Origin of the sequence: Streptomyces sp. NPDC047072 (assembly GCF_040643855.1) — a bacterium.
Taxonomy (GTDB): Bacteria; Actinomycetota; Actinomycetes; order Streptomycetales; family Streptomycetaceae; genus Streptomyces.
This window is the reverse complement of record NZ_JBEYVC010000063.1, coordinates 22561-44980: the sequence shown is the minus strand read 5'-3', so window position 1 is coordinate 44980 and position 22420 is coordinate 22561. Positions and strand designations below refer to the sequence as shown.

The 22420-nt window shown below is 71.5% G+C and carries 23 protein-coding genes and 1 pseudogene; 14 read left to right on the top strand and 10 right to left on the bottom strand.

Going from position 1 to position 22420, the window contains the following annotated elements; all coding sequences use genetic code 11:
• The first annotated feature begins 41 nt into the window (after nt 1-41).
• Both ABZ896_RS25510 and ABZ896_RS25505 read left to right on the top strand, forming a co-directional pair.
• On the top strand, nt 42-1307 hold the full coding sequence (locus tag ABZ896_RS25510) for a VWA domain-containing protein (RefSeq protein ID WP_360933440.1): 1266 nt from the start codon (nt 42-44) through the stop codon (nt 1305-1307).
• Nucleotides 1307-2101 carry a hypothetical protein gene (locus ABZ896_RS25505; protein ID WP_360933437.1) on the top strand — a complete coding sequence of 265 codons (795 nt, stop codon included), beginning with the start codon at nt 1307-1309 and terminating at the stop codon, nt 2099-2101. Before ABZ896_RS25510 ends, ABZ896_RS25505 begins: the two co-directional genes overlap by 1 nt.
• Before the next feature lie 53 nt (nt 2102-2154).
• Here the strand turns inward: ABZ896_RS25505 and ABZ896_RS25500 are convergent, their stop codons facing one another.
• Nucleotides 2155-2781, bottom strand: coding sequence for a helix-turn-helix domain-containing protein (locus tag ABZ896_RS25500; RefSeq protein ID WP_360933434.1), 627 nt, complete (start codon nt 2779-2781; stop codon nt 2155-2157).
• An 87-nt stretch (nt 2782-2868) separates the two neighbouring features.
• On the opposite strand from ABZ896_RS25500, the gene ABZ896_RS25495 reads away from it, so the two are divergent.
• The 5 genes from ABZ896_RS25495 (at nt 2869) to ABZ896_RS25475 (ending at nt 8037) form a co-directional block, all read left to right on the top strand.
• Nucleotides 2869-4077 carry a pyridoxal phosphate-dependent aminotransferase gene (locus ABZ896_RS25495; protein ID WP_360933431.1) on the top strand — a complete coding sequence of 403 codons (1209 nt, stop codon included), beginning with the start codon at nt 2869-2871 and terminating at the stop codon, nt 4075-4077.
• Nucleotides 4078-4173: 96 nt separating this feature from the next.
• The gene (locus ABZ896_RS25490) at nt 4174-6423 is read left to right on the top strand and encodes a hypothetical protein (RefSeq protein WP_360933428.1); all 2250 of its coding nucleotides are present in this window, start codon (nt 4174-4176) and stop codon (nt 6421-6423) included.
• Between the two features lie 12 nt (nt 6424-6435).
• A complete protein-coding gene (locus tag ABZ896_RS25485; RefSeq protein WP_360933425.1) occupies nt 6436-6834 on the top strand; it encodes a hypothetical protein in 399 nt (132 codons plus the stop codon).
• 102 nt (nt 6835-6936) lie between these two features.
• On the top strand, nt 6937-7563 hold the full coding sequence (locus tag ABZ896_RS25480) for a hypothetical protein (protein ID WP_360933422.1): 627 nt from the start codon (nt 6937-6939) through the stop codon (nt 7561-7563).
• 54 nt (nt 7564-7617) lie between these two features.
• On the top strand, nt 7618-8037 hold the full coding sequence (locus tag ABZ896_RS25475; protein WP_360933419.1) for an acyl-CoA thioesterase: 420 nt from the start codon (nt 7618-7620) through the stop codon (nt 8035-8037).
• Between the two features lie 13 nt (nt 8038-8050).
• Here ABZ896_RS25475 and ABZ896_RS25470 read toward each other — a convergent pair whose 3' ends face one another.
• Entirely contained in the window at nt 8051-8446 is a 396-nt protein-coding gene (locus ABZ896_RS25470; RefSeq protein WP_360933416.1) for a helix-turn-helix domain-containing protein, read from the bottom strand.
• Nucleotides 8447-8557: 111 nt separating this feature from the next.
• Here ABZ896_RS25470 and ABZ896_RS25465 point away from each other — a divergent pair.
• Nucleotides 8558-10011: pseudogene (locus ABZ896_RS25465) on the top strand (MFS transporter).
• Between the two features lie 217 nt (nt 10012-10228).
• Here the strand turns inward: ABZ896_RS25465 and ABZ896_RS25460 are convergent.
• Nucleotides 10229-11077, bottom strand: a complete 849-nt coding sequence (locus ABZ896_RS25460; RefSeq protein ID WP_360933413.1) for an NAD(P)H-binding protein — start codon at nt 11075-11077, stop codon at nt 10229-10231.
• A gap of 96 nt (nt 11078-11173) precedes the next feature.
• On the opposite strand from ABZ896_RS25460, the gene ABZ896_RS25455 reads away from it, so the two are divergent.
• The gene (locus ABZ896_RS25455) at nt 11174-11998 is read left to right on the top strand and encodes a helix-turn-helix domain-containing protein (protein ID WP_360933410.1); all 825 of its coding nucleotides are present in this window, start codon (nt 11174-11176) and stop codon (nt 11996-11998) included.
• A 97-nt stretch (nt 11999-12095) separates the two neighbouring features.
• Complete coding sequence (locus ABZ896_RS25450; protein WP_360933407.1) at nt 12096-12905, top strand: chitosanase; 810 nt, start codon at nt 12096-12098, stop codon at nt 12903-12905.
• Nucleotides 12906-13159: 254 nt separating this feature from the next.
• On the opposite strand, the gene ABZ896_RS25445 is transcribed toward ABZ896_RS25450, so the two are convergent.
• The 6 genes from ABZ896_RS25445 to ABZ896_RS25420 all read right to left on the bottom strand — a co-directional run bounded on the left by ABZ896_RS25445 (nt 13160) and on the right by ABZ896_RS25420 (nt 17038).
• A complete protein-coding gene (locus ABZ896_RS25445; protein ID WP_360933404.1) occupies nt 13160-14536 on the bottom strand; it encodes an 8-oxoguanine deaminase in 1377 nt (458 codons plus the stop codon).
• Between the two features lie 10 nt (nt 14537-14546).
• On the bottom strand, nt 14547-15428 hold the full coding sequence (gene pucL / locus ABZ896_RS25440) for a factor-independent urate hydroxylase (protein WP_360933401.1): 882 nt from the start codon (nt 15426-15428) through the stop codon (nt 14547-14549).
• Nucleotides 15429-15430: 2 nt separating this feature from the next.
• Nucleotides 15431-15826 carry a hydroxyisourate hydrolase gene (gene uraH, locus ABZ896_RS25435; protein ID WP_360933398.1) on the bottom strand — a complete coding sequence of 132 codons (396 nt, stop codon included), beginning with the start codon at nt 15824-15826 and terminating at the stop codon, nt 15431-15433.
• Complete coding sequence (gene uraD / locus ABZ896_RS25430) at nt 15823-16341, bottom strand: 2-oxo-4-hydroxy-4-carboxy-5-ureidoimidazoline decarboxylase (RefSeq protein ID WP_360933395.1); 519 nt, start codon at nt 16339-16341, stop codon at nt 15823-15825. The genes uraH and uraD overlap by 4 nt, the downstream gene beginning before the upstream one ends.
• 83 nt (nt 16342-16424) lie before the next feature.
• Nucleotides 16425-16790 carry a helix-turn-helix domain-containing protein gene (locus ABZ896_RS25425; RefSeq protein ID WP_360933393.1) on the bottom strand — a complete coding sequence of 122 codons (366 nt, stop codon included), beginning with the start codon at nt 16788-16790 and terminating at the stop codon, nt 16425-16427.
• Nucleotides 16787-17038, bottom strand: a complete 252-nt coding sequence (locus ABZ896_RS25420; RefSeq protein WP_360933390.1) for a hypothetical protein — start codon at nt 17036-17038, stop codon at nt 16787-16789. Before ABZ896_RS25420 ends, ABZ896_RS25425 begins: the two co-directional genes overlap by 4 nt.
• Before the next feature lie 134 nt (nt 17039-17172).
• Between ABZ896_RS25420 and ABZ896_RS25415 the strand changes: the two genes are divergently transcribed.
• From ABZ896_RS25415 to ABZ896_RS25405, 3 genes are all read left to right on the top strand, one after another.
• A complete protein-coding gene (locus ABZ896_RS25415; protein WP_360933388.1) occupies nt 17173-17994 on the top strand; it encodes a TIM barrel protein in 822 nt (273 codons plus the stop codon).
• Nucleotides 17995-18022: 28 nt separating this feature from the next.
• Nucleotides 18023-18913, top strand: coding sequence for a 2-hydroxy-3-oxopropionate reductase (locus ABZ896_RS25410; protein WP_360933385.1), 891 nt, complete (start codon nt 18023-18025; stop codon nt 18911-18913).
• Between the two features lie 313 nt (nt 18914-19226).
• Complete coding sequence (locus ABZ896_RS25405) at nt 19227-19487, top strand: hypothetical protein (protein ID WP_360933382.1); 261 nt, start codon at nt 19227-19229, stop codon at nt 19485-19487.
• A 227-nt stretch (nt 19488-19714) separates the two neighbouring features.
• Here ABZ896_RS25405 and gcl read toward each other — a convergent pair whose 3' ends face one another.
• Nucleotides 19715-21499 (bottom strand): glyoxylate carboligase, encoded by a 1785-nt coding sequence (gcl, locus tag ABZ896_RS25400; RefSeq protein WP_360933379.1) that lies wholly within the window; start codon nt 21497-21499, stop codon nt 19715-19717.
• 181 nt (nt 21500-21680) lie between these two features.
• Here gcl and ABZ896_RS25395 point away from each other — a divergent pair, with 181 nt between their 5' ends.
• On the top strand, nt 21681-22373 hold the full coding sequence (locus ABZ896_RS25395; protein ID WP_360933376.1) for a hypothetical protein: 693 nt from the start codon (nt 21681-21683) through the stop codon (nt 22371-22373).
• The last annotated feature ends 47 nt before the right edge of the window (nt 22374-22420 follow it).

Genomic DNA, 22420 nt, shown 5'->3' with positions numbered 1-22420 from the left:
CCGTTTTGGAGCGCGGCACCCTCGCTCCATAGGATCCCTCGATGATCACAAGAACACGGCTGGCGGCAGGGGTGTGCACCCTGCTCGCCGCCCTCACGGCCGGGATCGCCTTCCCGGTCGCGGCGGTCGCCGGTGAACCCACGGGCGGCAGCGCCCCGCAGGTCGATCTCGTCCTCGACGTGAGCGGCTCGATGCGGACGAGTGACATCGACGGCGGCTCCCGGATGGCGGCGGCGAAGCAGGCCTTCAACGAGGTGCTGGACGCGACCCCGGAGGAGGTCCAGCTCGGCATCCGGACCCTCGGCGCCAACTACCCCGGCGACGACCGCAAGACGGGCTGCAAGGACACCGCGCAGCTCTACCCGGTCAGCACGCTCGACCGCACCGAGGCGAAGACGGCGGTGGCGACCCTCTCCCCCACCGGCTGGACCCCGATCGGCCCCGCGCTGCTGAAGGCCGCCGACGACTTCACGGACGGCGCCGCCTCCAAGCGCATCGTGCTGATCACCGACGGCGAGGACACCTGTGCGCCGCTCGACCCGTGCGAGGTCGCCCGGGAGATCGCCGCGAAGGGCGTCGGCCTGACCATCGACACCCTCGGCCTGGTCCCGAACACCAAGCTGAGCAAGCAGCTGAGCTGCATCGCCGAGGCGACCGGCGGCACCTACACCTCGGTCGAGCACGCGGACGAACTCACCGACAAGGTCAACCAGTTGGTGGACCGCGCGGCCGACCCGGTGGTGACGCCGGTGGCGACCGAGGGCGCCGACGCGTGCGCGACGGCACCGACCCTGAAGTCCGGGCTCTACACCGACCGTGAGGAGTTCGGCCAGGAGCGCTGGTACCGGGTGGACGTCGACCCCGGCCAGGAGCTGCGGACTTCGGTGAGCGTGGCGGCGGACCGGACCGTGAACCCGTCGTACGGGGTGCTGCTGCGGGCGGTCACCGTGCACGGCCGCGAGATCGTGCGCGGCGAGGCGGCGGGCAACGGCCGTACGGATGTGCTCTCGACGGGGCTGCGCTATCCGAAGGCGGAGAGCGACGAGGACGACGCGCCCGCCGAGACCGTGTGCCTCCAGGTCACCAACTCCTTCTCCGCGGCCTCGGGTGTGAAGACCACGCCGGGTCTGCCGCTGGAGCTGACCGTGGACGTCGTGGACGCGCCGTCGAAGGCGAGCGACGTGGCCTCCTTCGGGCTCGGGCGCGGCTGGTGGCTGCTCGGCGTCCTGGTGCTGGCCGGGTTCCTCGCCGGTGTCCTGTGGGGCTGGCTGTCGCGCTGGCGGATCGCGGTCTGGAGGACCAACTGATGCGGATCACACGCGTGTTGAGCACATCCATGCTCATCCTGGGCCTGGCCGTGGCACCGGCGGCGGCCGACGACTCGCCATCGCCGACAGCTTCCACAGACAGTGACGCGCCCACCCGGGCGGGCACCTCCTTCCGTACCGCGACCGAGGTCGAGCAGGGGCAGACGGCCACGGCGAACGGCTCCGCGGGCGACTACCTGTACTGGTCGTTCCCGGCGGACGCCGGACAGCGCCCCACCGTCAGGGCGACGGTGAAACTGCCCGAGACGCACGCCGCCGAGACCTGGCAGCTCGACGTGTACGACGGTCTGCGGCGCCGCCAGGCCTGCCAGTACGGCGCCCAGACGCGCACGGCCGCGGCCGAGGCGGGCTCCGTGGAGCTGGCCTGCACGCTGCGCACGGTCCGGTCCTGGTCGGAGGCGTGGGCCAACGACCCGCTGCCGGGCACCTATTACGTCCGGCTGACCACCGTCGGCATCCCGGCGACCGACCTGGGCCTGCCCGTCGGCACCGAACTGCGGGTCGACTCCAAGGACATCGGCGGTTCGGCCGCGGTGGACGGCTCGCTGGCCGAGCCGCTGGTGCCGGGCATCGCGGTGAAGTCCGAGGCGCAGGAGGACGGTTCGGACACCAAGTCCGCCGTGCTGTCGGCGATCGAGCCCGAGGACGGCTGGTCCTCCGGCTGGTGGTCGGACCGCTGGGTGTGGACCGCGGTGGGCGCCGCGCTGGCCGCGCTCGCGGGCATCGGCGGCTACTCGCTGACCCGCGGGTCGGGACGGCCGCCCAGAGTCTGAGACCGGGGGCCCGCTCACGGAGCGGGCCCCTCTTCCACCGGGGCAGGCCCCGCTCACGCCTCTCGCAGCGCCTTGGCGAACGGACTGTCGCCGGTCACCTCGACCCGCCCGTCCCGCACCGCGTCCCGAAGGCTCAACTCCCCCCGCCCCACGGCCTCACAGGCGGCCGAGTCCAGCACCAGCCGCGCATCGGGCTCCTCGGGGGCCGGACCGTATCCGTACACGGGCCCGTCCTCGGTACCGGCGTACAGATGGAACTCCCCCTCCTCCAGGCGGACTTCGACCAGCGCCTCGCCCTCCAGCTCGCGCAGCAGCGGCAGGGCGAACCAGTGCGCCCGCAGGGCGTCGGTGGGCCGCCGCTCGCCGAGTTCCCCCGCACCCCAGGCGCCGAGGCTCTGCAGCACCGGCAACAACTCCCGCCCGCGCCCCGTGAGTTCGTAGACGAAGGCCGCCCCCGGCGGCGGCAGCCGGCGACGCGTGGTCAGTCCGTCGCGCTCCATGTCCTTCAGCCGGGAAGCGAGTACGTCCGTGCTGACGCCCGGCAGGTCGGCGTGCAGGTCCGTGTAGCGGCGCGGGCCGGCCAGCAGTTCCCGGACGATCAGCAGGGTCCAGCGGTCGCCCACCACGTCGAGGGCGCGGGCTGCGGAACAGTACTGGTCGTAGCTTCGGCGAGGTGACATGCGACGCAGTCTAGACAAGTTGTTGGACTTTCCAAGCTGACACTTGGTAAAACCAAGCAACACAGGAAACCGGAGAGGCAGCAGCGCATGGAGTTCCGGCAGTCGAGCAAGCTCACCGACGTCTGTTACGAGATCCGCGGCCCGGTCATCGAGCACGCCGACGCACTGGAGGAGGCGGGCCACAGCGTGCTGCGCCTCAACACCGGCAACCCCGCGCTGTTCGGCTTCGAGGCGCCGGAGGAGATCCTCCAGGACGTGATCCGGATGCTCCCCCAGGCGCACGGCTACACCGACTCGCGCGGCATCCTCTCCGCCCGCCGCGCCGTCGCCCAGCGCTACCAGGTCCTCGGCCTGGACGTCGGCGTGGACGACGTGTTCCTCGGCAACGGCGTCTCCGAGCTGGTCTCCATGGCCGTACAGGCACTCGTGGACGACGGCGACGAAGTCCTCATCCCCGCCCCGGACTTCCCGCTCTGGACGGCGGTGACCACGCTGGCCGGGGGCAGGCCGGTGCACTACCTCTGCGACGAACAGGCCGACTGGTACCCGGACCTGGACGACATGGCGTCGAAGATCACGGACCGCACCAAGGCCGTGGTCATCATCAACCCCAACAACCCCACGGGCGCGGTCTATCCGAAGGAGATCATCGAGGGCATCCTCGACCTCGCCCGCCGGCACGGCCTGATGGTCTTCGCCGACGAGATCTACGACCAGGTCCTCTACGACGACGCCGTGCACCACTCCGCCGCCGCGCTCGCCCCCGACCTGGTCGTCCTGACCTTCTGCGGGTTGTCGAAGACGTACCGCGTGGCGGGCTTCCGCTCGGGCTGGCTGGTGGTGACCGGCCCCAAGCAGCACGCGAAGGACTACCTGGAGGGCCTGACGATGCTGGCCTCCATGCGGCTGTGCCCCAACGCGCCCGCGCAGTACGCCATCCAGGCCGCGCTCGGCGGCCGGCAGTCCATCCGCGAGCTGACCCGGCCGGGCGGACGGCTCTACGAACAGCGCGGTGTGGCCTGGGAGAAGCTCAACGAGATCCCCGGGGTGTCGTGCGTGAAGCCCATGGGCTCGCTCTACGCCTTCCCGCGCCTGGACCCCAAGGTGTACAAGATCCACGACGACGAGAAGTTCGTCCTGGACCTGCTGCTCCGGGAGAAGATCCAGGTCGTCCAGGGCACCGGCTTCAACTGGCCGACCCCGGACCACTTCCGGATCCTCACCCTCCCCTACGCGGACGACCTGGAGGCGGCGATCGGGCGGATCGGGCGGTTCCTGAGCGGATATCGCCAGTAGTCCGCGCGGTTGTTCGGATTCGGTGCCGTACGGAACGGGGATGTCCTACAGTGCGGCCACTGATCCAGGGGGGATCGGGGGATAGGGGGACCCCGGGTGTCACTGATACGTCAACGTGCTTTCGGTGCGGGGAAGTTGTCGCGCGGCCCGGTCGCGCTGCTGCTCCTGGCCGTCGTCCTCGCGGGCAGCCCGTGGGTGCAACGGCCGCTCTCGGACTACTACGTCCGGAAGTTCTACGTCGAACTGTCCGACGACAGCCTTCTTCGCTGGCTCATGGAGGCGGCGTTCGCCCCGCGCTGGGAGGTGGACAGCGACCGGTACGGCAGCACCGCCGGGCTGGTGGTGAACGACCTCGCCGTCCTGGTCCTGCTCGCCGGGCTGGCCTTCGTCGCCTCCCGGCCGGCCGGGAGCCGGCTGCGCCGCCTCGCCGCGGGCGTGCTGGTCACGGCCGTCTCCCAGTTCGCCTGGTGGGGCCTGTACGAGGCGTTCGTCCCCGACGCGGACCTGTCACCGGCCGACCTGCTGTTCAAGGAAGTGCTGCGCACCTCGCTCATCTTCGGCCTGGCGGTCGGCGTGCTCCTCGCGCTCCTGACCGCCGCGCCGCCCGGCCACCGGAGTCCTCGAAGACGCTGGAGACAAGGAGGGCTCGGCATGACGATCCCGCAGGAGCGCATGCCGGTCGGGAGCACGCCGGGTGACGTCACCCGCTATCTGTGCGCCGCGGCCTACCTCGACGAGGGGTTCGCCGAGCGGGTGGTGGAGGACGTCCTGGCCGACGAGGCCGGTGCCGTGGCCCCCTCCCCCGACGTGGACCTGGTGGCGGTGGCCCGCCACTGCCTGACCGCCCGGGACCTCCGGCAGCAGCGCGATCTGCGGCTGACCGCGGCCTACGCCGCCGTGGCCGTCGTCGCGCCACTGTGGCTCGTCGTCGCCGTGGCCTGTCTCGGCGCCACCCGCCGCGCGGGCCTGCAACCCGGCCTCTCCACCCGGGGCAGGCGCCAGCCCGACGGCCGGGCCCTGATCGGCGCCGCCGTCACCGCCGGGATCGTGGCGATCCTCGCCTTCTGCTTCGGCGTCGTCGTGTCGCTGCTGCCCACGCCCGGGTTCCTCGGCTGGCTGCTGGGCGCCTATCTGGCCGGGGTCCCGGCCGCGCTCGTCTCCGTCGGCGCCGCGGTCTTCGCGTACGTGACGGTCGTACGCCACGATCTCGACGTCGACCGGCTGCTGCGTACGACCATGACCCGCGAGACCTTCGCCGAGCAGCCCCGGCCCACGGTGCCCGACCGGCGGTGGATCGCCGACCGGCTCACGGCCCTCAGGGAGGCGCAGAACGGCAACGTCACCGTCTACAGCGGCTACACCCCCTGGGTCGGCTTCGGCGGGACCCGCTCCCAGGCGCAGCTGACCGTGCCGCTGCTGCCCGCCGACGACCCCGCCGGCCTGGGAGCGCGTCCCGCCGGGCCCGTGCCGTTCACCGTCGCCGACCTCGTCGGCCAGGTGCGCGAGCGGCTCGGCACGGTCGCCGACGGGGAGACGTCGGGCTCCCTCGTCATCGAGGACCGGGTCTTCGTGAGCGGGACGGCCGTCGGGGACGACGAGCGGTTCATGCGGACCGCGACCCTCGCGCCCGCCACCCGGCTGTCGGCCGAGGAGGTCGAGCGGATCATGCTCCGGCCGACCGGCGCCGTCCGCCACTACCTGGCCGTCCATGTGCCGCTGTGGGGCGGTGACGTGGTGCCGAGCGTGTTCCTGCACTTCTCGACCGTGGGCCGCTCGCTCCATCTGCACATCGACAACCACGTGCTCAGCCCCGTGCACGCCGCCTACCACGTGGCCGACCGCCTGCGCGGCCCGCTCACCCCGGGGGCGCGGCGCGGACTGCTGACCCAGGCGCTCCTGCACACCGGAACGGCGTTCTTCGGCGCGCCCTTCCGGGCGGCGGGCCGGGCCCGCTTCGAGGCCCGGCACAGCCGCCGGATGGTGGACGAGATCCAGGCCATGGAGCAGGACCCGGTCTACGACTACGGCGCCCGGACCAGCATCCGGGAACTGGCGCTGGGCCCCGAGTACCACAACTACTTCCAGGTCGTGGACGCCGAGCGGATCACGGCCCTGGTGCAGCGCCACACCCTCGCCGCCGTCCGCGAGTTCCTCGACGCGCACGGCTACGACACCACCGACTTCCGCGCCCAGCAGCAGACCATCCTCAACCAGGGCGTCATCCAGCAGGGCGGGACGAGCATCGTCGGCAACCAGGCGATCGGCTCGGGTGCTAGCGCCACGCAGAACATCCCGCAGCAGCCCGGTCCGGCCGCCCTGAGCGGCACCGGCGGCTCCGACAAGTAGGGGGTCCCACTCATGCACGACGACGACAGGCGACAGGACCCTCCGGTCAACAACGGCATCGTGATCAGCGGCGGCACGCAGTACGTCGGCAACCAGGCCGTGGGCCACCAGGCGCAGGCCTTCTCCGGCTCGGTCTCCTTCCAGGCACAGGACGGCGAGCGTACGGCCGAACTCCTCGCCCTCGTCGAGCGGTTGCTGGAGGAGCACCGCGCGGAACTGACCGAGCCGGAGGCGACGACGCGGGAGCTGCGCCGGCTGCGCGAGGAACTGGAGGAGCCGGAGCCGCAGCCCACGGTGCTGCGGCGGGCGCTGGACCGGCTCAACGAGTTCTGCCGGCCGGTGACCCCGCTGGTCCTGGCCGTGGGCCAGCTCGCCCAGTCGGTGCAGGGGCTGTCGTCGCCGGGGCACTGAGCGGGACGCGCGACATCACCGATGTCAGTGGCGCGTCGTAGCCTTCGAAGCGGATGGAGCCCGGCTCGTGGGGCCGGGCCCGCCGCCGGGAAGGAGCACGCCGTGACACGACCGCCCACCGCCGCGCAACGGCGTGTGATCGACAGCGCCGACCCCGTCACCGGACGGCTGCGGGGTACGGAGACGCAGCTCGCGGCGCTGGTGAAGCGGGGGCTCGCCTTCCGCCATCCGCGGCCGCCGCACGACCACTTCCTGACCCCGTCGGGCCATCGTGTGCGGGAGACGGTGCCGGAGCCCGCCGCGCAGGCACCGGTCGCCGCGGACTCGGGGGTGTTCGCGGCGCGCGTCGGCGGCGAGGAGGCGCCGGCGGACACCGGACCGGCCCGGGTGCGCGAGGTGCACAGCGCCTGGCAGGGGCTGCTGGAGCTGCGCCGGATGACCCACCCGGACGGCGCTACGGACCGGCCCTGCGGCTGGGAGCGGGCGCACCTCGTCCAGGCCGCCGCGCTCGCCCTGGAGGCGGCCGGCCACTCCCCGGAAGCGGGGAGCTCGCCCGGCTACCGGGTGCGGGCGACCCCGCAGCCGGAGGCGGTCGCCGTGCACGCACCGGACGCCGAGACGCTGCGGGCCTGCGCGATCACCCTGGAAGGGACCGGCTGGCAGGCCGGCGAGTACACCGAGCCCCGCACGAGACGGCGCTACCTGCTGGCCTCCCCGCGCCGCGCATAGCGACCCGTGTCAGGATCTTGTCCGTCAACTGCCCTGCCTTGAAAGGGGATTGCCATGACCGAGCCGTATTCCGTCCCGGTGACCGTCCGCGGGTACGAGACGGACGTGCAGGGGCACCTCAACCAGAGCGTGTACATCAACTACGCGGAACACGCCCGCTGGTCCCTGCTCCGGGACGCCGGCATCACCCAGGCCGACCTCATCGGCAGCGGGGTGGGCCCGGTGGCGCTGGAGACCACCATCCGCTACCGGCGGGAGCTGCTCGCGGGCGACGAGGTGGAGGTGACCTGCGTCTTCGAGTGGACCGAGGGCAAGACGTTCCGCATACGCCAGACGATCCGCAAGAAGGACGGCACGACCGCCGCCGAGATCGACGCCGTGGGCGGCCTCCTGGACCTCAAGGAGCGCCGCATGGTCCCCGACCCGTGCGGGGTCTTCAAATCCCTGGCCACCGACCCGAGTTACTTCGACTAGGCCGGAACCGAGGTCAGACCGGCTCCGGCTCGCGTTCGGCGTCGTAGGCCGCGCGCGCGTCGGCGATGTACACCCTGTTGCGCTCGGCCCAGTCGGTCAGCCGCAGCAGGGTCTCGTGCAACTCGCGGGCCACCGGGGTGAGTTCGTACTCCACCTTGGGCGGCACCGTCGGATGCACCGTGCGGGTCACCAGACCGTCGCGCTCCAGGTTGCGCAGGGTCAGGGTCAGCATGCGGCGGCTGATCCCCTCGATTCCGCGCTCCAGTTCGGTGAAGCGGATCGGTCCGTGCGCGGCGGCCACCAGGATCTGCACGCTCCATTTTCCGGCGACCCTGTCAAGAACCTCGCGGACCGGGCACGCGTGCGCGTTCACGACCTGCGGGGTAACACCGGTGTTCCTCTGGGACATCGGACTGCCTCCTTACGGCGCCCCCCATGGTCACCCACGATGAACCCCGTTACAAGTCGTGCCCCTAGGACACGTACCGGAACCATCGAGCTCGCGGAGGCCACGCCCGCCATGACGGCCACGACCCAGTCCCCGACCCGACCACCCCGCCGAACGTACTCCCGCTGGGCCGAGGTCGCCGTCCTGTGCGCGGGCACCCTGATGACGGTCCTGGACGGCAACATCGTCACCGTCGCCATGCCCGCGATCCAGCGGGACCTCGGCTTCTCGGGGCCGGGGCTGGCCTGGGTCGTCAACGCCTATCTGATCCCCTTCGGCGGTCTGCTGTTGCTGGTGGGCCGGCTCGGCGACCTGGTCGGCCGCAGGCGGATGTTCACGGCGGGGCTCGCCGTGTTCACCGCCGCCTCGGTGCTGTGCGGGGTGGCCACGAGTCAGGGCCTGCTGATCGCCGCGCGGGCGCTCCAGGGGGTGGGCGGGGCGATGACCTCGGCGGTCGTCCTGGGCATGCTGCTCGCACCCGGCGGAGCCACCGGTCGAGGCGGCCCGGATCCGCGTGAGCAGGCCCGCGTCATCGCGGTCTTCAGCGCGGTCGGCGCGGCGGGCGGGGCGCTCGGCACCTTCCTCGGCGGGGCGCTCACGCAGGCGCTCAGCTGGCACTGGATCTTCCTGATCAACCTGCCGATCGGAGCCGTCGCCCTGCTGGCCGCCCTCCGGGTGCTCACACCGGACACCGGCGCCGGACTCGGAAAGGGTGCCGACTACCCGGGAGCCGCGCTGGTCACGGGGGCGCTGATGCTGACGGTGTACGTCATCGTCGGCGCCGGCGACCGCGCGCCGGCCACCACCCTCCTGCCGGCCGGTCTCGCCCTGACCCTGCTCGCGGGCTTCGTCGTCCGTCAGGCACGGGCCGCCCGTCCCCTCCTCCGGCTGCGGCTGTTCACCTCCCGCCGGCTGTCCGGCGCGAACGCCGTCCAGGTCCTGATGATCGCGACGATGTACGGCTTCCAGTTCCTGGGCGCGCTCTACCTCCAACGGGTCCTGGGCTACGACGAGTTGCTCACCGGCACGGCCTTCCTTCCGGCACCGGTCGCGATCGGCGCGCTGATGCTGGGCCTGTCGGCGCGGGTGATCGACCGCTTCGGCGCCTACGGGTGCTCCTGGCGGGCCTCACCCTCATCGTCACCGGCATGGCCCTGCTGAGCCGAGCCCCCGTGAACGGCTCGTACCTCACCGACGTGCTCCCGGTCCTGCTCCTCCTGGCGGCCGGCTTCGCGGCGGCGATGCCCGCGCTGACGGGCCTGGCGATGTCCGGAGTGCGGGAGGAGGACGCGGGGTTGGCATCCGGACTGTTCAACACGACGCAGGTGGTGGGCGGTTCACTGGGCCTGGCGGTGCTGTCGGTGATCGCGGCACAGCACACGGAGGGCCTGGCGAACGCGGGAGCACGAGAGGCGACGGCAGCGGGCCACCAAGTGGCCTTCCGGGTGGGCACGTTGATCGCCCTCGCCGCCTTGGCCCTGGCCGCGGTGACCCTGCGCGACCGGCACCGGACGAGCCGCGGCTAGGGTCTGTCCGGTGGATCATGCCGACGTCGCGGGGCTGGGCACGCCCTCCCCCACTGCATCGAGGGCGTGGGAGGTGCCCCCAGCCGCGTTGTCGTCACTCGCCGACTCCCCCACGCTCGAACAACCTCGCGCGGGAGGGGCCCCCATCGCGTCGCCCGCCGCGGCAGCGGCTGATCGGCACGGCTCCTCGCGGCCGGCCTGATCCGCCGGACAGGCCCTAGGCGAATGCCTCTCGGTGATCCTCCGCCCACTCCCGATACGACCGCGCGCCCCGGCCCAGCGCCTCCGCCACATCCGCCGTGACCAGCGCGTTGCCGTCCCGGCGGGCGAATTCGATGCTGTGCAGCACCGGTTCCAGGGCCTCGGCGCCCATCCCCGCCGCGACCAGCCGCTCCCGGGTCTCCTCCGGCGTCGACTCCGTGACTCCCACCGGCCGCCCGAGCACCTCCTCCAGCACCGCCACCTGGTCGGGGACGCTCAGGGCGGAGGGACCGGTCAGTGTGTACGTCCGTCCCGCGTGCCGGTCGTCCGTCAGGGCCGCCACCGCCACCGCCGAGACGTCCCGCGGATCCACCACCCCCTGCCGTCCGTCCCCGGTCATGTTGGCCACCGCCTCCCCCGCCCGGACCGCCGGTGCCCAGCTCAGCGTGTTGGAGGCGAAGGACGTGGGGCGCAGCACGGTCCACCGCACCCCCGTCGCCCGCAGCGCCTCCTCCCCCGGCAGATGCCAGGTGCCGAACACCCCGAAGGCGGGGTCGCCGGTACCGATGGCGGAGAGCTTGACGATCCGCCGTACCCCCGCTTCCTCCGCCAGCCGGACCAGCCGTACGTCCCGTCCGCCGTCCTCGGGTCCGAACACGCCGACGATGAAGGCCGCCGTCACCCCGTCCAGGGCCGCGGTCACCGAGGGCTCGTCGAGGAAGTCGCCGCGCACCGCCTCCACTCCCGCGGGGAACGAGGCCCGAGCGGGGTCCTGGGTCAGCGCGCGGACCTTCTCGCCGCGCGCCGCGAGCTGTCGTACGACGTCACTGCCGATGGTGCCGGTGGCACCCGTCACAAGGATCATGTCCCCCACCGTGGCCGCCGAGGCCCCGGCGACTCTAGGAAATTCCGGCACGGTCGCCTCCTCCGGACGGCACCACCGCACGCTTACTTTGGAGAGGTGACCCACGCCGACCGCCCTCCGACCGCCCTCGCCGACCGCCCCCTGCCCGTGCCGGACGCCCTGCGCCCGTGGATCACCGAGGCCGACTCGGTGACGGCCGGCGACCGCCCGGCCGAGCCGCTCACCCACGCCCCCGACACCGCGACGAAGCTGGTCGTACGGGCCGAACGGGACGGCCGCCGCGACGCCCTCGTCGTCGGGCCGCGCACCCGCGCCTCCTACCACTCGGCCGACGGCAAGCACGTGGTCTCGTGCGTGCGGATGAGCCTCGCCCCGGGGACGGCCCGCCCACTGCTCGGCGTACCGGCCGCCGACCTGGTCGGACGGGTCGTACCGCTGCGGGACCTGCCCGCCGAGGCGGCCCGGCGGCTGTCGTACGAGATCACCGACCGGGAACCCGACGAGCTGGTCGCCCGTCTGACGGAGGTGCTGCCGACCCTCCTCCCGGCCTCCGGTGCCGCGCGGTCCCGCCAACAGCTGCTGCGCGCCGCCGTGGACGCGCTCTCGGTCCGCACCGGCCGGGTGCCCGGCCAGGTCAAGGCCGTCGCACAGGAACTCGCCGTCAGCGAGCGGCAGTTGCGCAATCTGTTCACCGAGGGGGTTGGCCTGTCCCCCAAGCACTACGCCCGCATCGACCGGGTCCGCGCGGTGCTGGCCCACGCCACGACCGTCTCCTGGGCCGAACTCGCCGTCGCCGCCGGCTACTACGACCAGTCGCACATGAGCGCCGACTTCCGCGCCCTCATGGGCGTCCCGCCCCGCTCCTTCGTCACCGGCCGGCTCCCGGGCCCACGTCCCTGCCAGGCGATCGACAGACGGTGACCCGCTTTCACAGCGACCTGCTACGACGGCCCCACCGCATTCCCACCTTCCCGCGCAACCCTCAACTCCCCTTCACAGCGTCCCCTTTGGAGTTGGCGTGCACTTTCCGTCCGCAAAAGCCACCCGCCGGACCCTTCTCACCGCCCTCGGAGTCACCGCACTGAGCACGCGGTGGCCGTCCGCCGAGGCCGCCGACGCGGCCGGTCTCGCCGCCCCGGACAAGAAGGATCTCGCGATGCGGCTGGTGTCCAGCGCGGAGAACTCCTCGCTGGACTGGAAGGCGCAGTACACGTACATCGAGGACATCGGCGACGGCCGCGGCTACACCGCGGGGATCATCGGTTTCTGCTCCGGTACGAGCGACATGCTGGCGCTGGTCGAGCTCCACACGGCACGAAACCCCGACAATCCGCTGGCCCCCTACCTGCCCGCGCTCCGCACGGTGAACGGCACCGCCTCGCACCAGGGCCTGGACCCGGGCTTCCCGGCGGCCTGGCGGGCGGCGGCGAAGACCTCCACGTTCCGCAAGGCCCAGCGCGACGAACGGGACCGCGCCTACTTCGACCCGGCGGTATCCCGCGCCAAGGAGGACGGGCTGGGCACCCTGGGCCAGTTCGTCTACTACGACGCGATGGTCATGCACGGCCCCGGCACCGACGCCCTCAGCTTCGGCGGCATCCGCGCCCGGGCCCGAAAGAACGCGGAGACCCCGGCGGACGGCGGCGCCGAGACGACGTACCTCAACGCCTTCCTGGACGCCCGAGTGTGGGCGATGAAGCAGGAGGCCGCACACAGTGACGTCAGCCGGGTCGAGACGGCCCAGCGGATCTTCCTGGACCAGGGCAACCTCGACCTGGACACCCCGCTCAAGTGGAAGGTGTACGGCGACAGCTACGAGATCGTCTGACCCGAGCCCCCGCCGTCTCGCGCGGACGGGCGCCAAGGTGATTGGTGTGGATGTCCCGGGTTACCAGCGGTAGCAGCCGTCCGAACCGGGACATCCGCACCAATCCCCGGGACCACGAGGGGGCGGTGACGACCGGTCCGGGGCGCGTGTGTCCGGCACGCGCCCCGGGGGCGGCCGCTGTGAACGCCCTGGGGCGTCCACGGCTGCCGGTCGGGAGCCGTCCCACCCGACCGGAGATCGGTGCCCTACGGGGCTCAGTGACCGGCGATTCGGGCGAGGCGCTGGGCCTGTTGCCGTGTGGAGCGGGCGATCTCGTCCTCGTCGACGTGCAACAGGCGGCCGTTCTCGACGATCTGACGGCCGTTCACGAACGAGGCCGTCACCGGTGCCGCCGCGCCGAAGACCAGCGCGGTCACCGGGTCGGCGATCGAGGCGTGGGCGAGGGTGTCGAGCTTCCACAGCACGAGGTCGGCGAGCTTGCCCGCCTCCAGCGAGCCGGTCTCGGCCGCGCGGCCGAGGACCTGGGCGCCGCCGTAGGTGCCGAGACGCAGCGCCTGGCGGGCGTTCAGGGCGGCCTCCCGGTGCGCGCCGAGCCGGTTGATGAGCAGCGCGTTGCGCAGCTCGGTGTGGAGTTCGCCGGACTCGTTGGACGCCGTACCGTCGACGCCGAGGCCGACCGGGACGCCGGCCGCGAGCATGTCGGGGACCCGGGCGATTCCCGCCGCCAGACGGGCATTTGAGGACGGGCAGTGGGCAACGCCCGTCTTCGCGCGGGCGAACGCGGCGATGTCGGAGTCGTTCATGTGGACGCAGTGCGCCATCCAGACGTCCTCGCCGAGCCAGCCGGTGGACTCGAAGTAGTCGGTCGGGCCCATGCCGAACAGTTCCTTGCAGAACTGCTCCTCCTCGACGGTCTCCGAGCCGTGGGTGTGCAGCCGTACCCCGAGGCGGCGGGCCAACTCGGCGCCCTCCCGCAGGAGTTCGGTGGAGACGGAGAAGGGCGAGCAGGGGGCGACGGCCACCTGGGTCATGGCGTCGAAGGAGGAGTCGTGGTGCTCCTTGACGGTGGCCTCGGTCGCGGCGAGGGCGCCTTCGAGGGTCTCGACGGCGAAGTCCGGGGGCAGACCGCCGTCCTTCTCGCTGCGGTCCATGGAGCCGCGGGCGAGGGTGAAGCGGACGCCCGTCTCGCGGGCGGCGCGGATGATCGCGCCGGAGAGGTCGCCGGAGCCGGCCGGGAAGACGTAGTGGTGGTCCATCGCGGTGGTCACACCACCGCGGGCCATCATGGCCAAGGACCCCTGCGCGGCCGCGTAGACCATCTGCTCGTCGATGCGCGCCCAGGTCGGGTACAGCGCGACGAGCCAGTTGAAGAGGTTGTGGTCGGTGGCCAGGCCCCGGGTGATCCACTGGTAGTAGTGGTGGTGGGTGTTGACCAGGCCGGGGGTGACGAGGTGGCCGGTGGCGTCGATACGGCGTACGACGTCCGTCAGGCCCTCGGGGGCCCTGCCCGCGCCGAGGGACTCGATGCGGTTGCCGGCGATGACGACATGGCCCGAGGCGTACTCGGTGTCGTGGGCGTCGACGGTGGCGAGGGAACAGTTCTCGATGACGATGCGCTCAGCGGCTGCCATGGTCGGTCCTTCAGAGGTTGGTGAGGTCAGCCGGAATCTTCGCCTCGCGCCCGTCCCTGAGGACGGTCGCCTCGATCAGGCCGTAGGGCCGGTCGGCGGCGAAGTACACCTCGTTGTCGTTCTTGAGGCCGAAGGGCTCCAAGTCCACAAGGAAATGGTGCTTGTTGGGGAGCGAGAAGCGGACCTCGTCGATCTCCGCGCGGTTGTCGATGATCCGCGAGCCCATCTGGAAGAGGGTCTGCTGGAGCGAGAGCGAGTAGGTCTCGGCGAAGGCCCGGAGCAGGTACTGCTTCGTCTGCTCGTACGACGTGTCCCAGTCGGGCATGTCCTCGGTGTCGTCGGTCCAGTTGAAGCGCCAGCGGGCGGAGACCTCGGTGGCCAGGATGCGGTCGTACGCCTCGGGCAGGGTCGTGTACTTGTCCTTGACGTAGCCCCAGAACTCGGAGTCCGTCGAGTTCAGCACGGTCAGGTCCTTGAGGCCGGAGACGACCTCCCAGGACGAGCCGTCGTAGGTGATCTGCGCGAGCCGGGTCTCCTGGCCCTGGCGGACGAAGGAGTGGCCGCCCACGGTCCGCTCCCAGGCGTACTCCTCGATGCGGATGCGGGCGCGGTGGATCGCCGGCTGCGAGGTGACGAAGTGCCGCGCGAGGTGGATGCCGAACTGCTCGGCGGACTCGATGCCGTGCTCCTTGGCGAACGCGTACACCGTGTTCTTGGTGGTGTCGGTCGGCAGGACGTTGGCGTTGGAGCCGGAGTAGTGGACCTCGTCCATGTCGCCGCTCAGCGACACCGAGACGTTGAGGTCCTTGATGTGGTGGGTGGCGCCGTCCCGCGTGATCCTGACGACTCGGTTCTCGGCCTTGCCGTACTGGTTCGGTCCAAGAATGGGCATAGCTAGCTCCCTCGGTATACGGAGTAGCCGAACGGGTTGAGCAGCAGCGGTACGTGGTAGTGCTCGCCGGGCTTGACGGCGAAGGTGATCGCCACCTCCGGGAAGAACACTCCGGCACCGCTGTCCCGATTCGCGGGGGCGTCCTGCTGCGCATCGGCTTGCTTCTTCAGGAAGTACGGTTCGACCTCGAAGTCGAGCCGTACGTGGGTGGTCCCCTCCGGCAGGGCCGGCAGGTCCCTGCACCGCCCGTCCGTGTCGGTCGCGCTGCCGCCGAGCGCCTGCCAGTCGGCATCGCGGCCGCTACGGGCCGCGAGCCGGACGGCGACGCCCGCGGCGGGGCGGCCGACGCTGGTGTCCAGGATGTGCGTGGACACGGAGGCGGTGGTGCTCGTACTCATGACGCTCGGTCCTCTTCGACGATGCGGGCGAGCCGGATACGGTTGATCTTGCCCAGCTCGGTGCGGACGATCTCGCGCTCCCGCTCCGGCGCGTTGCCGATCCGCTCCTTGAGCGCGTCGCGCATCTGCTCGCCGGTGCGGCCGGTGGCGCAGATCAGGAAGACATGGCCGAACCGCTCCTGGTAGGAGAGGTTCAGGTCGAGCATCTCGGCCTTGAGCGCGGCGTCGGCCGAGGCCATCCCCGACTGTTCGCGGGCCGAGGTCGGGTCGCCCGGCTTGGGGCGGCCGATCGGCGGGTGGCCGGCCATCGCCTCGGCGAGGTCGTCGGCGGTCAGTTCCGCCATCGCGGTGTCGTTCTCGGCGAAGAGGGCGTCGACCGTGGCGTACGGCCGGGCGGCGAGCAGTCGCTTCGCCCAGGTCGCGGAGGCGCACGCCTCGTGGAGCACGGCGTAGGCCGCGTGCTCCTCCAGGGCGTTGAACCGGGCCAGGCCCGCGGGCTCGGATGTCGGCGTCATGGCGTCAGCTAACGCTCCCGCACGACATCACGTCAACACTTTGTTGAAAATTCGGGGTTACAGAACCCACCCGGCAGCGCTTTCTACGCTTTGTCCCGGTTCAGGTAGTTGTAGACGGTGAAGCGGCTCACCCCGAGCGCGCTCGCCACGGTCTCCACGCCGTGCCGTACCGAGAAGGCGCCGCGCGCCTCCAGTATCCGTACGACCTCCTGCTTGGCCTTGCGGTCGAGGTCCGCGAGCGGCCTGCCCTTCTTGCGCTCCATGGCGGCCAGGATGTGGTCGAGGGAGTCCGCGAGCTGCGGCAGCCGTACGGCGACGGCCTCGGCGCCCTCCCAGGAGAGCACGACGTCGTCGGGACCGGCCTCGTCCGGCGGGAGCAGCTCCCCGCCTATGGCGTCGACCAGCGGCTTGACCGCCGTGATGAAGGGCTCGTCCGCGGAACCGGTCACTCGGCCCCCTCCCCGATCACGTTGACCTGGAGCGAGATCCGGGTGGCGCCCGACTCGAGCGTCCTGCGCAGCATGGCGTCCACGGCACCGAGCACCGCGTCGGCGCGGCCCTCGGCCGTGTTGCCGAAGGGGCCGACGTCCACCGTGTCCAGCTCGGCCGCCTCGATGACCTCGCGGGCCACGAGCGCATGCGCGGGGGCCTCGTCGAGGTCGAAGGGCTCGGTCGTGAACTCCACTCTCAATCGCACGCGCACAACCTAACCCGCTGTGCGGTTTTCCGCCGGGCCCTCTTGACAACGCCTTCGAGGCGACGGCAATCTTCCAATAAGCAGAAACTAACTTCCGCATCATGGAAAATCACGACACGGAAGGGGCGCCGCGAATGGGATTCGCAGAGCAGCGCTTCAACGTCAACCTGTCGATCCTCTTCACGGAACTCCCGCTCCTGGAGCGCCCCGCGGCGGCCGCCGCGGCCGGATTCTCCGCGGTCGAGCTGTGGTGGCCCTGGGTCGACACCCCCACCCCCGAGCGGTCGGAACTCGACGGCCTGAGGAAGGCCGTCGAGGACGCCGGCGTCCAGCTCACGGGCCTCAATTTCTACGCCGGTCAGCTGCCCGGTCCCGACCGGGGCGCCCTGTCGGTCCCGGGCGCGGAGTCGGAGCGGTTCCGCGCCAACATCGACGTGGCCGCGGACTTCGCGGGCTCGCTGGGGGCCACGGCGCTCAACGCGCTGTACGGCAACCGCGTCGACGGCGTCGACCCGGCCGAGCAGGACGCGCTGGCCCTGGAGAACCTGGTCCTCGCCGCCCGCGCGGCCGACCGGATCGGCGCGGTGCTGCTGGTCGAGGCGCTGAACAAGCCCGAGTCGCCGCTGTACCCGCTGGTCAGCGCCCCGGCCGCGGTCGGGATCGTCGACAAGGTCAACGCGGCGACGGGCCTCGGCAACGCGCGCTTCCTCATGGACCTCTACCACCTGTCCATGAACGGCGAGGACCTCCCGGCGGTGATCGACGAGTTCGCCGCGAAGACCGGCCATGTCCAGATCGCCGACAACCCGGGCCGCGGCGCGCCGGGCACGGGTTCGCTGCCGCTGGAGGAGCTGCTGGACCGGCTGGCCAAGGCCGGTTACGACGGCTGGGTCGGCCTGGAGTACAAGCCCGGCGACCGCCCGAGTTCCGCGGCCTTCGACTGGCTGTCCCGCTGACCCCCCGTACTGAGAGGCACTCCCCATCATGAGCAATCTGCCCAAGGTCGCCTGGATAGGCCTCGGCATCATGGGCTCTCCCATGTCCGAGAACCTGATCAAGGCGGGTTACGACGTCACCGGCTTCACCCTGGAGCGGGAGAAGCTGGACCGGCTCACCACAGCGGGCGGCACCGCCGCCGGTTCGATCGCCGAGGCCGTGCGGGACGCCGACGTGATCATCACGATGGTGCCGGCCTCCCCGCAGGTCGAGGCCATCGCGTACGGCCCCGAGGGCATCCTGGACAACGCCCGCTCCGGCGCCCTGCTGATCGACATGTCCTCGATCACCCCGCAGACCTCGGTCGACCTCGCGAAGGCCGCCGCCGAGAAGGGCGTTCGCGTCCTGGACGCGCCCGTGTCCGGCGGTGAGGCCGGGGCGATCGAGGCGGTGCTGTCCATCATGGTCGGCGGCGAGCAGGCCGACTTCGACGAGGCCGAGCCGCTCTTCGAGGCGCTCGGCAGGACGATCGTGCTGTGCGGGCCGCACGGCTCGGGCCAGACGGTGAAGGCCGCGAACCAGCTGATCGTCGCCGTGAACATCCAGGCGTGCGCCGAGGCCGTGGTCTTCCTGGAGAAGTCGGGCGTGGACCTGAAGGCCGCGCTGGACGTGCTCGGGGGCGGGCTCGCCGGGTCGACGGTCCTGGCCCGCAAGAAGGACAACTTCCTGCGCCGCGACTTCAAGCCGGGCTTCCGGATCGACCTGCACCACAAGGACATGGGCATCGTCACCGACGCGGCCCGCACCGTCGGCGCGGCCCTGCCGGTCGGCGCGGTGGTCGCCCAGCTGGTCGCGAGCCTGCGCGCGCAGGGCGACGGCGGCCTGGACCACTCGGCGCTGCTGCGGGCGGTGGAGCGCCTGTCCGGCGCCGAAGTCTGACACCTCCTGAAGAACACCGACTTTCGGTCCGCGGCGGCGCCGACATCTGTCCTGTCGCGCCCAGGCACCGCCGCGGACCGGGAACCCACGAGGACGAAGACTCCGCGGCGGCGTGCGAGCCAGTGCGGTGGTGAAGGCCCGGCCTCTCGTCCCGACCAGAGGGAGGAGAGCCCCCGGTTCCGTCGCCGCCGCCGCGGTCCCGGCACCCTCGGCAGCGCTCCCCGCATCCCGGTGCGGGGAGCGCTTCGCGTTGCCCCGAAGCCTCGCGGCGCCCGGGGATGCGCACGCCGCTCCCCCGCAGGACGCTGGAGTCATGACGCATCCCATCCACCCACCGCATGTCGTGGTGCACGCACCGGCCCTGGACGGTTCCCGGAGGGTCACCGTGGACGACGAGAAGCTCGGGGTCGCCTCGCATCTGGACGATGTCGTCGAGTTGCTGAGGCTCGCCGACCTGGACCGGGTCGAGGTCGAGGACGAGGACATCGTGGAGTGGCAGGGCGGTGGTCCCGACGACTGGCCGGGGCTGTCCGAGGGTCACGGTCACGGAGCCGGCGTACGGCACCGGGCGTAGCTCCCCTAGGGAATCCTCAAATCAACCTCTGAACATCGGTCAGGGGGCTTCAACTGGACCCTGCCGCGGGCACATTCTCGTCTGAGAGGGCCCGCCGGCACGGGGGCGGCGGGCCCGGCACGGGGGAACGGGGGACCGGCTTCGGGGGAGCCGGCGTACAAAGGGGCGGCCCGACCGGATCGGTCGGACCGCCCCTCGCTCATGCCCGTCTCTATCGGGCCCGCGCGTCAGACCTTCAGCGGCCTGATCGACGTCGGCGCGTGTCCCGGCTCCGTCGCGACCTCCTCGAACTCCACGACGTTTCCTATGTCGTTGGTGGTCGACATCGAGATGTTGGTGACCCGCTCCAGGATCGCCTCGACGACCACCGGCACCCGGTACTCCTGCGCGAGCTTCTTCGCCTGCTCGAAGGCCGCGCCGAGTTCCGCCGGGTCGGTCACCCGGATCGCCTTGCAGCCGAGCCCCTCGGCCACCTTGACGTGGTCGACGCCGTAGACGCCCAGCTCCGGGGAGTTGACGTTCTCGAACTCCAGCTTCACCTGGAAGTCGATGTCGAAGGCCCGCTGCGCCTGGCGGATCAGGCCCAGGTAGGCGTTGTTGACCAGGACATGGACGTACGGAATCCGGTGCTGCGCCCCGACGGCCAGCTCCTCGATCATGAACTGGAAGTCGTAGTCGCCGGAGAGGGCGACCACCTGCGCCTGGGGGTCCGCCTTGGCCACGCCCAGCGCCGCCGGGACCGTCCAGCCGAGCGGGCCCGCCTGGCCGCAGTTGATCCAGTGCCGGGGCCGGAAGACGTGCAGCATCTGGGCGCCGGCGATCTGGGAGAGGCCGATCGTGGAGACATACCGGGTCTCCGGTCCGAAGGCCTTGTTCATCTCCTCGTAGACACGCTGCGGCTTGATCGGGATGTCGTCGAAGTGCGTACGGCGCTGGAGGGTCGCCTTCCTCTCCTGTGCGGACGCCGCCCACGCCGAGCGGTCCGGCAGCCGGCCCGCCGCCCTCAACTCCCTTGCCACCTCGACGAACAACGACAGCGCGGCCTTCGCGTCCGACGCGATCCCGTAGTCCGGGGCGAAGATCCTGCCGATCTGGGTCGGCTCGACGTCGACGTGGACGAACGTCCGGCCCGCCGTGTAGACGTCCACGCGCCCGGTGTGCCGGTTGGCCCAGCGGTTGCCGATGCCGAGCACGAAGTCGGACTCCAGGAAGGTGGCGTTGCCGTAGCGGTGCGAGGTCTGCAGGCCCACCATGCCGGCGTTCAGCTCGTGGTCGTCGGGGATCGCGCCCCAGCCCATCAGGGTCGGGATCACCGGGGTGCCGGTCAACTCGGCGAACTCGACGAGGAGTTCGCAGGCGTCGGCGCCGATGACCCCGCCGCCGGCGACGATCAGCGGGCGCTCGGAGGCGTTCAGCATCCCGATCGCCTTCTCGATCTGTGCGCGGCTCGCGGCCGGCTTGTAGACCGGGAGGGGCTCATAGGTCTCCGGGTCGAACTCGATCTCGGTGAGCTGGACGTCGACCGGCAGGTCGATCAGGGCCGGGCCTGGACGCCCGGAGCGCATGAGGTGGAAGGCCTGCTGGAAGACGCCCGGCACCTGGGCCGCCTCCAGGACGGTGACCGCCATCTTCGTCACCGGCTTCGCGATGGCCGCGATGTCGACGGCCTGGAAGTCCTCCTTGTGGATCACGGCGGTCGGGGCCTGGCCCGTGATGCACAGGATCGGGATCGAGTCGCCGAGCGCGGAGTACAGACCGGTGATCATGTCGGTGCCGGCCGGGCCCGAGGTACCGATGCAGACACCGATGTTGCCCGGGTGCGTGCGCGTGTAGCCCTCGGCCATGTGCGAGGCGCCCTCGACATGGCGGGCGAGGGTGTGGTGGATGCCTCCGGAGGCCTTGAGCGCCGCGTAGAAGGGGTTGATCGCCGCGCCCGGGACACCGAACGCGTCCACGACGCCCTCGCGCTTGAGGATCTCAACTGCCGCGCGGGCAGCGGTCATACGAGCCATCGAGTACTCCTGCCGTCGGATTGCCGTCGGATCCGTACTCCCGTCGCGCCCCGCCGCGAGCACTTCCGCACTGTTTCCACCATGTGGAATATAGTTTCTGCTATATGGAAGCAATGTAGGTGGGCGGGTGAAGACCGTCAAGGGGCGGACAACCGGGCATGTCCTGGAGGACGATGTGGCCATGTCCGAGAGCGTGTCGGTGCGCTGCCCGGTCTGCCGGCGCGAGCACCTCTACGCGGCCCCCTCGTATCCGTGCGAGTGCGGGGCCCCGGTCTCCCCGCCGCTGGACCGGCGGAGCGAGCCGACGGCCGTCACGCACCAGGTGTGGGACGAGGCCTGGGTCGCCGTCGTCTGCGGGGTCTGCGGCAGCCGCACCGAGTGGCCGCAGCCGGAGCTGGGCTGTGTCTGCGGGACGCTCCTGCGCATCCCGGTGACCGGGGGCGCCACGTCCGCGCCCGGGCCGGAGTCCGAGCCGGCCGTCTCCGCCGGTGCGCGCCGCGCCTTCCAGCCGATCACGATCCGTACGGCACGGGACGCGGTCACCGTCGCCGCGCTGTATCTGCGCTGGCTCGGCTACGAGGAGATCCGGCGCGCCGACCAGCGGCCGCCGTCCGGCATCGGCCTCGCCGCGCGCGGGCTGCTGGCCCAGGTGGACCCGACCGTGCGGCCCGCCTCGCTGCGGGACGTGGAGTGCCTGTGGCTGACGGCGATGACGGAGTCCGCCCACTGCGTCTACTTCTCGCTCGCCGGCTACACGGGCGAGGCCCGCACCGGCGCGGACTCCCTGGGCGTCCCCCTGTTCGTCCTGGACCTGACGGGCACCCCGCAGCCGGTGAACAGCCTGGCCGACGAGATGGACGCGACCGGGGCGTGAGACGCGGGGCGGATATTGGCTGGCACGGGCCCGCGCGCCGCCTCAGA